The organism is Actinoplanes sp. NPDC051388 (assembly GCF_055586225.1).
Map to the genome: position 1 here is coordinate 821762 of NZ_JBVJIP010000001.1, position 12680 is coordinate 834441.

A 12680-nucleotide genomic window follows, 5' to 3' on the forward strand; every position below is an offset into this window, starting at 1 on the left:
GGCCCGGGTGCCGCAGCCGAGCCGCTAGCGGTTGAGCTTGGCGCCCAGGAAGAAGATGCCGGGCACGGTCTCGAAGCCCTCGCTCTTGTTGCGGCGCAGGCGGGAGTCCTTGATGGTCAGCGTGCCGGTGCGGTCGTTGCTGACGAAGAAGATCGCGCCGCCGCCCTCCTTGGCCCGGTTGTCCTCGACGACACTGCCGGCGAAGGTCACGGTGAAGAGGTCGCCGTCACCGTAGAGGGCGCCGCCGCTGCCGCCGCCGGGCGTGCCGCCGCGGGCCGGGTTGGCGCCGTTGCCGATCGCCTGGTTGCCGGTGAACACGCTGTTCAGCACCACCCAGGAGACGCCGATGCTGCTCAGCGCGCCGCCGTTCGAGCAGCGGCCGCCGGCGAACGTGCTGTTCACCACGTACACCGGCTTGTGGCCGGACTGGCTCAGCACGCGCAGCGCGGCGCCGCCCAGGTCCGGCCCGGTGGTGTCGCAGCGGTTGCCGACGAAGCGCGAGTTGACCACCTTGACCCGGCCGCCGCGCACGAAGACCGCGCCCCCGCCGCCGCCCTCCTGCTTCTGGCCGGTGCTGTTGCCGTCGGCGAACACCAGATTCTGCAGGGTCAGCCGCGGGTGGTCCTGGTCCTGGCAGTGCGACGTGGTGAAGCCCTGCTTCTCGTCGCAGGTGTTCATGTAGAGGATCCGCCGCTTGCCGGCGCCGCTGAGCGTCACCCGGCCCCCGCCGTCCAGCACGATCCGGGGGCCGTTCGCGTTCTTGATCTTCGCGGTCTCGGTCATGGTGATCTTGACGGGCGCCGGGCCGCAGTTGAACGTGATCGTCCCGCCGGCCGCGACCGCCGCCACCACGGCGGCCGAGGTGCAACTCGCCGGGTTGCCCTTGCCGATCACCCGGGTCGGATTGCTGGTGTCGACCGCCTTCGCCTCGTCCGGGATCGACGCCTTACCCGCCGGATTGCCCGGCTTGGGCAGGGTGCGCGGCGCCGCCTTCTTCGTCGGGGTCGGGGTGGGCTTCGCCGACGGAGACGCAGATCCGGGGCCGGAGGGCGGCGCAGCACCGGATGCGGCCCCGGACGGCCCATCGGACCAGACGGGCGAAGCGGGCGGATCGGACTCGGGATCGCTGCCACAGGCGGCCAGCATCACCATCGTGACCAGGACGGATGCGGCAACGCGCGGGGTACGCACCGGCTGATGGTAGGGGACGGACCAGCTCGTGCGTACCGAATCGCCGTTCGTACGGGAGAAGATGGGACGCATGGCTGAGCCGATCTGGACCGGGCCCGCGGTGGCCGTGGTGACTCTCTTCGACGACGACGGCGCTCTGCTGGCCGCCGAGACCGGGGCGCACGCCGCCCGGCTGGTCGCGGCCGGCGTGCGGGCCGTGGTGGTGGCCGGCAGCACCGGCGAGGCGGCCGCGCTCGCCGACCGGGAGCGCGCCGACCTGGTCGCCGCCGTGCGAAAGGCCTGCCCCGACGTGCCGGTGGTGGCCGGCTCCTCCGGGGAATGGCACGGGCAGGCCGCCGCGCGCACCGGGCTGGTGCTCGAGGCGGGCGCCGACGCGGTGCTGGTCGCGCCGCCACGGCTCGGCGGTGACCTGGGCGCCTACTACCGGACGGTGGCCGACGCGGCGGGCGGTGCGCCGGTGCTGGCCTATCACTTCCCGGGCCGGGCGGGCGGGCCGGTGCCGGTCGACGCGCTGGCCGATCTGCCCCTGCAGGGCATCAAGGACTCCTCCGGCGAGCCCGGCCGCCTGGCGGCCGAACTCGACGTCGACTGGAACGGCGCGGTCTACACCGGATCGGCGGCCCTTGCCGGGTACGCGTCCTGGCTCGGCGCCACCGGGGCGATCCTGGCCGTGGCGAACGTCGTACCCGAGAAGTGCCTGGCCGCCTGGGCGGGCGACGCGGACGCCCAGCGCGAGGTGATCCGCACCGAGGCCGCCTACAAGGCCACACCGGGCGGCCTCAAGGCGGCCGCGGGCCTGCCGCCCACTCGACGAATCGGGTAGTAGGCATCCATCTCCTACTATGTGTCCGGTCCTCTTGAGAAAGGGTGGCCGTGATGCTGCTCCGCACCAGAAGTGTCCTGACCGCGGCAGTGACCGGGGTCCTCATCGCCGGGGGCGCCGCCGTGCCCGCGGCGGCCGCAGCCCCGGCGGCCGGGCCCGGCGCCGAGGCCCGGCTGGTCGACCGGGTGCCGACGCCCGACCTGGCCTGGTCGTCCTGCTTCGACAGCGCCGAGTGCGCGACCGCGAAGCTCCCGCTCGACTACGACCAGCCGCGCGGCGCCACCACCGACGTCGCCGTCCTGCGCGTGAAGGCCCGGGACCAGGCCCACAAGATCGGCAGCCTGTTCGTCAACCCGGGCGGGCCGGGCGGTTCCGCGACCCAGATGGCGGCGGCCGCGCCGCAGTTCCTGAGCGCCGAGATCCTCGACCGGTTCGACATCGTCGGCGTGGACGGACGCGGCATCGGGGCGAGCGCCAACGTTCGGTGCTTCGCGTCGTCCGAGGAACAGGCGGCGGCATACGAGGGCTTCAACGTCTCGTTCCCCTATGGACGGGCCGAGGAGCGGGCGTACGTGGCTGCGTCGCAGCGCATCGCCCGCGGCTGCTCGACCACCGGCAAGCCGCTGTCCGGGGCGATGTCCACCACCGAGGTGGCCCGCGACATGGACGTCGTCCGGCGGGCCGTCGGCGACCGCAAGCTGACCTACCTGGGCTTCAGCTACGGCACCGCGCTGGGCCAGTACTACGCGAACATGTTCCCGGACCGGTTCCGGGCGCTGGTCGTCGACGGCGTGATCGACCCGATCGCGTGGACCGGGTCGAAGACCGGGCGCACCGAGATCCTGGACGAGCGGATGCACTCGGCGGACGGCGCCTGGCGTGCGCTGGCCGAGGTGCTGAAGCGGTGCGACAAGGTGGGCGAGGAATACTGCGCGTTCGCGGCGGGCGATCCGTTCGCCCGGTGGGAGAGCATCGCGCGGCAGCTGAAGGCGGAGCCGCTGGAGATCGTGGACGGGGAGTTCACCTACCGGATCACCTACGCGGACTTCATCGGCGGCGCGCTCGGCAGCCTGTACGGCTCGGACGCCGGCGACTCGGTGACCCAGCTGGCGGCCGAGCTCTGGGCGCTGCTCGAGGACCGGTCCAGCGAGAGCGCCAACGAGGCACTGGTCCGCCGGATCACCGCCGCGCGACTGGCCGCCGCGGATGAGCCCTATCAAAACGGTCTCGAGACGTTCCTCGGCGTGACCTGCACCGACGGCACGTTCCCGAAGGACACGAACAAGTGGATCCCGGCCGGCGCGCGGGCCGACCGGCGGGCGCCGTACTTCGGGCGGGCCTGGAGCTGGGTGTCGTCGCCGTGTGCGAGCGGCAGCTGGACGGTCCGGGACGAGGACGCGTACCGGGGGCCGTTCGACCGCCGGACCGCGGCGCCGGTGCTCTATGTGGGCAGCTTCTGGGACCCGGCGACCAACTACGACGCGTCGGTGTCCGCCTCGAGGCGCCAGCCGGGCAGCCGCCTGCTGTCCAGCACCAACTGGGGCCACACCGCGTACGGGACCTCGCCGTGCGCGGACCGGGCGATCGAGGCGTATCTGCTGACCGGAGCCCTGCCGCCGAAGGGCAAGGTCTGCGACGACGCGCCGCAGCCGTTCGCCGAGCCGCTCTCCGCCGCGGTCACCACCGGCATCGCCACGGTGGAGTCCGGGCGGCCGCCGGTGGCCACGCCGGCCCCACGGTCCATCCTGAACGGCACCCGCTGACGGTCGTCAGTGGAAAGGGCGGGCCGGCTGGAATCCAGCCGGCCCGCTTTGTCGGCCGGACGTGCTATTCCCTGACCCGGTGTGACCGGCAGAGACTGGGCGCGTGACCACGCAGCTGAACATCACGATCACTGAGGACGATGCGGACCCCGAGCGGGTGGACGTCCTCACCGGATATCTACGCGACGAGTTGTTGCAGCTCGATGTGGACGACGTCCGGCGCGCGCCGGGCGGGCCCGCCCCGGAGGACTCCCGGGCGGTCGACGTCGCCCTGATCGGCGCCCTGCTGGTTTCGGCGGCGAGCATGGCGACCGCGATCGACGAGATCGTCACCGTGGTCCGCAAGTGGGTGAGCGGCGGCCCGCGCACGGTGAAGCTGACCCTCGACGGCGACACCCTCGAGCTGTCGAACGCGACCCGCGCGCAGCAGACCGAGCTCGTAGAGGCCTTCCTGGAGCGGCACCGCCGATGACCGGGCGGCGGGCCGCGCTGATCGTGGCGAACGACCGCTACGACCACGAGGGCCTGCGGCGACTCGTCTCGCCGGCGGCCGACGCGGCCGCGCTCGCCGGTGTGCTCGGCGACCCGGCGATCGGCGGCTTCGAGGTGGCCACGGTCCACAACGAACCGGCGCACGTGATCTCCACCCGGATCGAGGACTTCTTCTCCGACGCGCGCCCGGACGATCTGCTCCTGCTGCATTTCTCCTGCCACGGACTGAAGAGCGAGGCCGGCGAGCTGTTCTTCGCGGCCACCGGCACCCGTCCCGACCGGCTGGGTTCCACCGCGGTCGCCGCCGGCTTCGTGCAGCGCTGCATGCGGGCCAGCCGGTCGCGCAGCATCGTCCTGCTGCTGGACTGCTGCTATGGCGGCGCGTTCGGCCAGGGCGTCGCGGTGCGGGCGGCCGGCGACGCCGACGTGCTGGGCACGTTCCGCGGCGGCGGCCGGGGGCGCGCGGTGATCACCGCGTCCAACGCCATGGAGTACGCGTTCGAAGGCGACCGCCTCGCCGACGACCACGCCCCGGCCCCGTCGGTCTTCACCTCGGCCCTGGTCGAGGGGCTGTCCACCGGTGACGCCGACCGCGACGAGGACGGCTGGATCTCGCTCGACGAGCTCTACGACTACGTCTTCGACCGGGTGCGCGACCGCAACGCCGGGCAGACGCCGAGCCGCGACGTCGAGATGCAGGGCGATCTTTTCGTCGCGCGCAGCGGCCGGCGCCGGGTCAAACCGCAGCCGATCCCGGCCGACCTGCGGGCCGCGGCGCGCAGCGAGAACATGTTCGCCCGGATGGGCGCGGTCACCGAGCTGCGCGCCCGCCTGAAGAGCCCCGACGAGGGCGTCTCCGCGGGCGCGGCGGAGGCTTTGCGCGAGATCGCCGGCAGCGACATCCGGTACGTGGCCGACGCGGCGACCGCGGCCCTGTCCGACGAGCCGGCCCCGCCTTTGAAAGAGTCCGCCCCGGTTGTGAAAGTCCCGGCGCCGCCCGCCGCTCCTCGGCCGGTGGTGGTGAAGGCGGAAAAGGCGACGACCTACGTCGACTATGGCCTGATCGCCGCCGGCGTCATCTCGGTGATCCTCGGCGCGATCCTGCTCGGCGCGGGCACCGACGACGAAGCCGTGCGCCTCGCCGAGATCCACCTGTTCGTCTACGCCGCGGTGGGGGCCGCCCGCGCCGCCATCGAGCAGGGCGCCCGCCGGGTGCTGCCCGCGGTGATCGGCGCCGGCACCCTGACCACAGTGATCTATATGATCGTGAACAACTGGTACTACCTGGAGGGCTACGCCTTCGTCGGCACCCCGATGGCCTGGTTCTGGCTGGTCGCGGGCCTGCTGGCGGTGGCCGCTACGCTCGGCCCGCGCCGCCCGTGGACCATCCTGGACCAGGTGTCCGGCGCGGTCACCGTGGTCTTCGGCACCATTGTGCCGGTGCTGATCGCCGGAACGTCCGACACCGCTCTGGCCAGGACCTATGCGTTCTTCGTGATCGTGCTGGGCCTGCTCTGGGCCGGCGCCGGGCTGGAGAGGCGGCTCGCGCCGTGACCGGCCGCCGCCTCGCCCTGATCGTGGCCAACGACAGCTACTCGAACGAGGGCCTGCGCGCCCTGCGCTCACCGGCCGCGGACGCCGAGGCCCTGCAACGCGTCCTCGCCGACCCGAAGATCGGCGGCTTCGACGAGGTCGCGGTCGTGCACAACGAACCCGCGCACGAGATCTCGGCCCGGATCGAGGACTTCTTCGCCGACCGTGGCCGCGAGGACATGTTGCTGCTGCACTTCTCCTGCCACGGGCTCAAGGACGAGTCGAACGAGCTCTACTTCGCCGCCGCCAACACCCGCCCGGATCGCCTGATGGGCAGCGCGGTGCCCTCCGACCTGGTGCAGAAGTGCATGCGCAACAGCCGCGCCGGCGGGGTCGTGCTGCTGCTCGACTGCTGTTACGGCGGCGCCTTCGCGCGCGGCATGCGGCCCCGCGCCGGCGGCGACGCGGGCGTCCTGGAGAAGTTCAAGGGCGGCGGTCGCGGACGCGCCGTGATCACCGCGTCCGGCGCCGTCGAGTACGCCTTCGAAGGCGACCAACTCGCCGAGGACAACGCGGCGCAACCGTCCATCTTCACCGCGGCCCTGGTCGAGGGCCTGCGGACGGGTGAGGCCGACCGTGACGAGGACGGCACGGTCACCGTCGACGAGCTTTACGACTACCTCTACGAACGGGTCCGTGAGCGCAGTCCCAAGCAGACCCCCGAACGCACCGTGGAGATGCACGGCGACCTGTGGATCGCCCGCAGCGGCCGGATGAAGGTCAAGCCGCAGCCGATCCCCGAGGAGTTGCGGGCGGCGCTGAGCGACCCCAACCGCTACGGCCGGATCGGCGCGGTCGAGGAGCTGCGCACCCGGCTGCTCAGCGACAACGTGCCGGTGGCGGCGGGCGCGGCCGAGGCGCTCACCGAGATCGAGGCGCACGACGTCGAGGAGGTCGCCACCCGCGCCCGGAAGGCGCTCACCCAGGCCCTGCCGCGGGTCGAGTCGACGGAGATCCACTTCGATGCGAGCACCCGATCGACGGTGTTGACGGTGAGCGGGCCGGCGATCGCGCGGGTGTTGAGCGTCGAGGTCTCGGACGACTGGATCGACGTCACCCGAGACGGCGACGACCTGACCGTTTCGGTGAGCCCGCGGCACGCCGCGGAGGGTCTGATCACGCTGCGGGGGTCGGCCGGCGCGACGCCGATCCGGGTGTTCGTCGAGGGCCGGGCAGTCGAGGGCCGGGCAGTCGAGGGCCGGGCAGCACCATCACCATCCGTCCGGCCGCTGGTCTCCGAGCCGCCCGACGCCGTCGCCGAACCCACCACCGCCCAGTTCGCCGGCGGATTGGCGGCCGCGCTCGGCGCTCCGCTGTCCGTCGTCGCGGCCCTCTTCCTGCTGTTCAATCCGGCGTCCGAAGCCGTCTTCTGGCACCTCACCGCCGTTGCCGTGATGTGGGCCGGCCAGGCCGGCCAGGTGCCGGACTGGCGACGCTGGCTGCTGGGCCCCGCCGGTGTTCTCGTCTTCGCGTCCGCCGGCTCGCTGGTGCTGGACTCCAAGACGCTGGTGCCACTCGACTACGCCCACCTGAAGAGCACACCGCTCTACCTGATCTGGCTGGCCATCGGCGCCGTGCTGGCGTTGGCGTCGATCGGCGGCGACGAGCGGACCGTCTGGCTGGAGCGCGCCGCCGCCGCCCAGGCGATCGTCCTGGGCTTCGGCGTCTTCCTGCTGGGCAACGAGACCGCGTCGTTCGCCGCCCGCTACGCCTACATCGCGATCGCGGTCGGACTGACCCTGACCACCGCCGCCGTGGTCAGAGCGCTTCGGCGTGCACCGTCTGCAGTGCCGTGACCAGGGCGGTCAGGCCCTCGCGGGCTTCCTCCTCGGTCAGCGTCAGCGGCGGGCCCATGCGCAGCACGTTGCCGTAGAGGCCGCCCTTGCCGACCAGCAGGCCGTTCTTGCGGCACTCGTCGAACACCCTCGTCGTGGCGGCCGCGTCCGGCTCAGTCGTACCCGGGCGAACGATCTCGACCGCGAGCATCAGTCCTCGGCCGCGCACCTCCGCGACGATCGGCAGCTCAGCTGCCGCGGCGCGCAGCCCGTCGAGCAGGATCGCGCCCACCCGCAGCGCGTTGGCCTGCAGGTCGTGGTTGAGCACGTAGTCGAGGACCGCGTTGCCGGCCGCGGCCGAGACCGGGTTGCCGCCGAAGGTCGAGAAGCTGATCGCCGGCACCGCGTTGATCACGTCGGCGCGGCCGACCACGCCGCCGAGCGCGAAGCCGTTGCCGATGCCCTTGGCAAAGGTGATCAGGTCCGGCACCACGCCGTGCGCCTGGTAGCCCCAGAAGTGCTCGCCGGTGCGGCCCCACCCGGTCTGCACCTCGTCCGCGATCAGCAGGATGCCGGTCTCGTCCAGCACCTTCTTGTACGCACCCAGCGTCCCATCCGGCGCGGACACGAAGCCGCCCACGCCCTGGATCGGCTCGGCGATCAGCGCCGCCACGTCGCCCGCGGTGACCGTGGCCAGCGTCTCGCGCAGCTCGTCCACCGCGACGTCGATCTGGTCGCCGTCGGAGAGCCCGGCCATCCGCCCGCGCAGCCGGTCGCCGGACGGCAGCCAGGACACCTGCACCGGGCTCAGCGAGCTGGACGACCAGCTGCGGTGCCCGGTGATCGCCATGGTCGCGAAGGTGCGGCCGTGGTAGCTGTTCTTGATCGCCAGGATCTGGTTGCTCTTGCGGATGTTGGTGGCCATCAGCATGGCCGACTCGTTCGCCTCGGTGCCCGAGTTGGTGAAGAAGACCCGGGCGTCCGGGATGCCGGAGACCCGCGCGATCTTCTCGGCCAGGTCGATCTGCTGCCGGATCAGATAGAGCGTGGAGGTGTGCACGACCCCGGTGGCCAGTTGGCGCTCGACCGCGTCGCGGATCTCCGGGATGTCGTAGCCGATCATGTTGGTCAGCACGCCGCCGAAGAAGTCCAGGTAGCGGCGCCCGTGCGCGTCGGTCAGGTGGCGGCCGGCGCCGGAGACGAACTCGAGCGCCTCGTCGCCGTAGTAGGTCGGCATCCACGCGGGCATCACGGACTGGTGCCGGGCGAGCAGGTCGTCGTGCATCAATACCTCCGTTGGGAAGCGTCGGCGGCGCCCGCCGCCGTCGCCAGGATGAGAGCCAGCTCGTCGAACCCGTCGGCGACCAGGCCTGCGGTCACCCGTAGGTGGTCCGTTCCGGTTGGGGAGACCAGGAAGGGGGCGCCGGGCGCCACGGTGATGCCGTGCCCGGCCAGCGTGACCAGCGCGTACTGCTGGTCGCGGACGGTCAGCCACAGGTTGATGCCGTCGTCCGCGGTGGCCCGCGCGCCGTTCGCGGCGAGGGCGGTGAGCAGGCAGCGGCGGCGCCGGGCGTATTCGGTGCGGGCGGCGGCCACCTGCGCGGTAGCGGCCGGCGAGGTGAGCAGGTCGAGCAGCACGGCCTGCAGCAGACGGGACGACCAGCCGGGGCCGAGCAGGCGGCGGTCGGCCACTGCGTCGACCACCCGGGCCGGCCCACCGATCGCGGCCAGCCGCAGGTCCGGGCCGTGGCTCTTGGAGAAGCTCGCCACGTGCACGGTGCGTTCGGGCAGGTGGGCGCCGAGGCTGACCGGCGGCGCGGTGGCGATGTCCCCGGCATGGTCGTCCTCGACGATCACCACGTCCGGGAAGTCGCGCAGGACGTCTGCGAGCTCGACGGCGTGCTCGGCGGTCATGCTCACGCCGGTCGGGTTGTGCGCTCGCGGCTGCAGGAAGAGGGCAGCGGCTCCGGACGACCTCAGCGCCTGTTGCAACGCGGCCGGATCGAGGCCCGTCGGCGTCAGCGGCACCCCGACCGCGAGGGCGCCGACCGCGTCGAGCAGGTCGAGCATCGGCGGGAAGGCCGGGTCCTCGACCAGCACCCGGTCGCCGAAGCGCACCACGGCGCCGGTGATCCGGTCGAGCGCGTCCATCGCGCCGTCCACCACGGTCAGCCGCTCGGGCCGGAAGGGCCACCGCTCGCGGAGTTCCCGCTCGAGTGCCGGCAGCACCGGAGCGTCCAGATAGCTGCTGGTCAGGCGACCGTCGCCGATGCGTTTGAGGGCTTCGGTGAGATCCGGCAAAAGATCATGATCGGGTACGCCGGACGACAGGTCCCGAGCCAGGGCCGGCCCGCCCATCCGCACGTACCGGAGGCGTTGCCGTGGCAGCGCGGCGACGAACGTGCCGGACCGCCCGCGGGTTTGAATCGCGCCCGCCCGCAGCAGGCTCTGCCAGGCCTCGGACACCGTGGTCGGGCTGACCCCGAGCTCCCGCGCGACATCGCGCACGGTGGGCAGCCGCGCCCCGCCCGGCAGGTCGCCGGCGGTGACGAGGCGGCTCACGGCCGCGGCGATTCCGCGGGCGCTGCGGTCCTCCACGGCGCCCGTTATGAGCGAGAGCAATTACATCTCCGAAACAATACGTAACGATCAAGCAATTGTTCGCCATCATCTGTGTCGTAGTGTCCTACCGCAGCCGCCCCTGTTGTCAACCCGAAGGCCCGGGGACGATGACAGGCTGTGGAAGGACGATCACAATCGTCTGGTGACCCACGCCACAGGCACAGAAAGGGGCTCAGCCGCATGACTGACGTCATCCGCGCCGCCCTCGTCCAGACCACCTGGACGGGCGACAAAGAGTCGATGATCAAGGCGCACGAGGGGTATGCCCGGGACGCCGCGGCGCAGGGCGCCAAGGTGATCTGCTTCCAGGAGCTGTTCTACGGACCCTACTTCTGCCAGGTCCAGGACGCGGCCTACTACGAGTACGCGGAGTCCATCCCCGGTCCCACCACCGAGCGCTTCCAGGCGCTGGCCGCCGAGCTCGGCATGGTCATGGTCCTGCCCATGTACGAGAAGGAGCAGGAGGGCGTCCTCTACAACACCGCCGCGGTGGTGGACGCCGACGGCTCGTACCTCGGCAAGTACCGCAAGCACCACATCCCGCAGGTGAACGGCTTCTGGGAGAAGTTCTACTTCCGCCCGGGCAACCTGGGCTACCCGGTGTTCGACACCGCGGTCGGCAAGGTCGGCGTCTACATCTGCTATGACCGGCACTTCCCGGAGGGCTGGCGGGAGCTGGGCCTGGGCGGCGCGCAGATCGTGTTCAACCCGTCCGCCACCAGCCGCGGCCTGTCCAGCTATCTCTGGCAGCTCGAGCAGCCGGCCAGCGCGGTGGCCAACGAGTACTTCATCGGCGCGATCAACCGGGTCGGCATCGAGCCGCTCGGCGACGACGACTTCTACGGCCAGTCCTACTTCGTGGACCCGGAGGGCAAGTTCGTCGGCGAGGTCGGCGACACCCACGAGCCCGAGCTGATCGTGCGCGACCTCGACCTGTCGCTGATCCGCACGGTGCGCGAGCGCTGGCAGTTCTACCGCGACCGCCGCCCGGAGTCCTACACCCGGACGGTGGAGCTGTGAGCAAGCTGATCAAGGGCGGCACAGTCATCGGCGCCTCCGGCCCCTGTGCGGCGGACGTCCTGGTCGACGGTGAGACCATCGCCGCGATCTTCGCCCCCGGCCAGGCCCCTGACGGGCCGGAAGTCGTCGACGCCACGGGCAAATACGTGATCCCCGGCGCGATCGACGCGCACACCCACATGCAGCTGCCGTTCGGCGGCACCGAGGCCAGCGACACCTTCGACACCGGCACCCGGGCGGCGGCGATCGGCGGCACCACCACGATCATCGACTTCTCCGTGCAGCGCTACGGCGAGGTGGTGCAGGACTCGCTCGCCGCCTGGCACGGCAAGGCGGGCGGCAACTGCCACATCGACTACGCCTTCCATCAGATCCTCGGCGGGGTCGACGACGAGTCGCTCAAGGCCATGGATCAGCTGGTCAACGACGAGGGCATCACCAGCTTCAAGCTGTTCATGGCATATCCGGGGGTGTTCTACTCCGACGATGGGCAGATCCTGCGGGCGATGCAGAAGGCCCGCGGCAACGGCGCGATGATCATGATGCACGCGGAGAACGGCCCGGCCATCGACGTGCTGGTCAAGCAGGCGCTGGAGCGCGGTGAGACCGATCCGATCTTCCACGGCATCACCCGGCCGCAGGAGCTCGAGGCGGAAGCCACCAGCCGGGCGATCTGGCTGGCCAGTGTGGCCGCGGACTGCCCGCTCTACATCGTGCACCTGTCCGCGTCCAAGGCGCTCGAGCAGGTCAAGGCGGCCCGCGACCTGGGCCGCAACGTGTTCGCCGAGACCTGCCCGCAATACCTCTATCTGACGCTGGAGGACCAGCTCGGCGCGCCCGGGTTCGAGGGCGCCAAGTGGGTCTGCTCGACGCCGCTGCGCTCCGGCAAGGAGAGCCACCGCGCCGATCTGTGGCAGGGCCTGCGCACCAACGACCTGTCGGTGGTCTCCACCGACCACTGCCCGTTCTGCATGAAGGACCAGAAGGAACTCGGCGTCGGCGACTTCTCCAAGATCCCGAACGGCATCGGCAGCGTCGAGCACCGCGTGGACCTGCTCTATCAAGGCGTGGTGGACGGCAAGCTGTCGCTGGCCCGCTGGGTGGAGACGCTCGCGACCACGCCGGCCCGGATGTTCGGCCTCTATCCCAAGAAGGGCGTCATCGCGCCCGGCTCGGACGCCGACATCGTGGTCTACGACCCGAACGGGCGCACCCGGATCAGCGTCGAGACACACCACATGAACATGGACTACTCCGCGTGGGAGGGCTGGGAGATCGACGGCAAGGTCGACACCGTGCTGTCCCGCGGCGAGGTGATCAGCGCGGGCGGCGAATACACCGGCCGCAAGGGTCACGGCCGGTTCGTCAAGCGCGGCCTCTCCGACTACCTGATCTGAGGGG

The 12680-nt window shown here is 71.5% G+C and carries 10 protein-coding genes; 7 read left to right on the forward strand and 3 right to left on the reverse strand.

All coding sequences use genetic code 11. The annotated features are described in order from the left end of the window. Positions 1-24: 24 nt before the first annotated feature. The gene (locus tag ACZ6TI_RS03970) at positions 25-1146 is read right to left on the reverse strand and encodes a hypothetical protein (RefSeq protein ID WP_465343540.1); all 1122 of its coding nucleotides are present in this window, start codon (positions 1144-1146) and stop codon (positions 25-27) included. Between the two features lie 115 nt (positions 1147-1261). On the opposite strand from ACZ6TI_RS03970, the gene ACZ6TI_RS03975 reads away from it, so the two are divergent. From ACZ6TI_RS03975 to ACZ6TI_RS03995, 5 genes are all read left to right on the forward strand, one after another. Continuing rightward, positions 1262-2014, forward strand: coding sequence for a dihydrodipicolinate synthase family protein (locus tag ACZ6TI_RS03975; protein ID WP_465343465.1), 753 nt, complete (start codon positions 1262-1264; stop codon positions 2012-2014). 53 nt (positions 2015-2067) lie between these two features. Continuing rightward, positions 2068-3777, forward strand: a complete 1710-nt coding sequence (locus ACZ6TI_RS03980; RefSeq protein WP_465343466.1) for an alpha/beta hydrolase — start codon at positions 2068-2070, stop codon at positions 3775-3777. Between the two features lie 103 nt (positions 3778-3880). Beyond that, entirely contained in the window at positions 3881-4249 is a 369-nt protein-coding gene (locus ACZ6TI_RS03985; protein WP_465343467.1) for a hypothetical protein, read from the forward strand. After that, positions 4246-5823, forward strand: coding sequence for a caspase family protein (locus ACZ6TI_RS03990; RefSeq protein ID WP_465343468.1), 1578 nt, complete (start codon positions 4246-4248; stop codon positions 5821-5823). The genes ACZ6TI_RS03985 and ACZ6TI_RS03990 overlap by 4 nt, the downstream gene beginning before the upstream one ends. Beyond that, positions 5820-7658 carry a caspase family protein gene (locus ACZ6TI_RS03995; RefSeq protein ID WP_465343469.1) on the forward strand — a complete coding sequence of 613 codons (1839 nt, stop codon included), beginning with the start codon at positions 5820-5822 and terminating at the stop codon, positions 7656-7658. The genes ACZ6TI_RS03990 and ACZ6TI_RS03995 overlap by 4 nt, the downstream gene beginning before the upstream one ends. On the opposite strand, the gene ACZ6TI_RS04000 is transcribed toward ACZ6TI_RS03995, so the two are convergent. Both ACZ6TI_RS04000 and ACZ6TI_RS04005 read right to left on the reverse strand, forming a co-directional pair. Further along, on the reverse strand, positions 7621-8925 hold the full coding sequence (locus ACZ6TI_RS04000; RefSeq protein ID WP_465343470.1) for an aspartate aminotransferase family protein: 1305 nt from the start codon (positions 8923-8925) through the stop codon (positions 7621-7623). The genes ACZ6TI_RS03995 and ACZ6TI_RS04000 overlap by 38 nt on opposite strands. Continuing rightward, positions 8922-10235, reverse strand: coding sequence for an aminotransferase-like domain-containing protein (locus ACZ6TI_RS04005; RefSeq protein WP_465343471.1), 1314 nt, complete (start codon positions 10233-10235; stop codon positions 8922-8924). Before ACZ6TI_RS04005 ends, ACZ6TI_RS04000 begins: the two co-directional genes overlap by 4 nt. A 204-nt stretch (positions 10236-10439) precedes the next feature. Here ACZ6TI_RS04005 and ACZ6TI_RS04010 point away from each other — a divergent pair, with 204 nt between their 5' ends. Both ACZ6TI_RS04010 and hydA read left to right on the forward strand, forming a co-directional pair. Beyond that, complete coding sequence (locus ACZ6TI_RS04010; protein ID WP_465343472.1) at positions 10440-11279, forward strand: nitrilase-related carbon-nitrogen hydrolase; 840 nt, start codon at positions 10440-10442, stop codon at positions 11277-11279. Beyond that, complete coding sequence (hydA, locus tag ACZ6TI_RS04015; RefSeq protein ID WP_465343473.1) at positions 11276-12676, forward strand: dihydropyrimidinase; 1401 nt, start codon at positions 11276-11278, stop codon at positions 12674-12676. Before ACZ6TI_RS04010 ends, hydA begins: the two co-directional genes overlap by 4 nt. Positions 12677-12680: the final 4 nt, after the last annotated feature.

What these genes read in the sequence shown, in the direction of transcription:
- ACZ6TI_RS03975 (WP_465343465.1), top strand. Translation starts at nt 1,262, where the DNA reads ATGGCTGAGCCGATCTGGACCGGGCCCGCGGTGGCCGTGGTGACTCTC.
- ACZ6TI_RS04010 (WP_465343472.1), top strand. Translation starts at nt 10,440, where the DNA reads ATGACTGACGTCATCCGCGCCGCCCTCGTCCAGACCACCTGGACGGGC.
- ACZ6TI_RS03970 (WP_465343540.1), bottom strand. Translation starts at nt 1,146, where the DNA reads ATGCTGGCCGCCTGTGGCAGCGATCCCGAGTCCGATCCGCCCGCTTCG.
- ACZ6TI_RS03990 (WP_465343468.1), top strand. Translation starts at nt 4,246, where the DNA reads ATGACCGGGCGGCGGGCCGCGCTGATCGTGGCGAACGACCGCTACGAC.
- ACZ6TI_RS03980 (WP_465343466.1), top strand. Translation starts at nt 2,068, where the DNA reads ATGCTGCTCCGCACCAGAAGTGTCCTGACCGCGGCAGTGACCGGGGTC.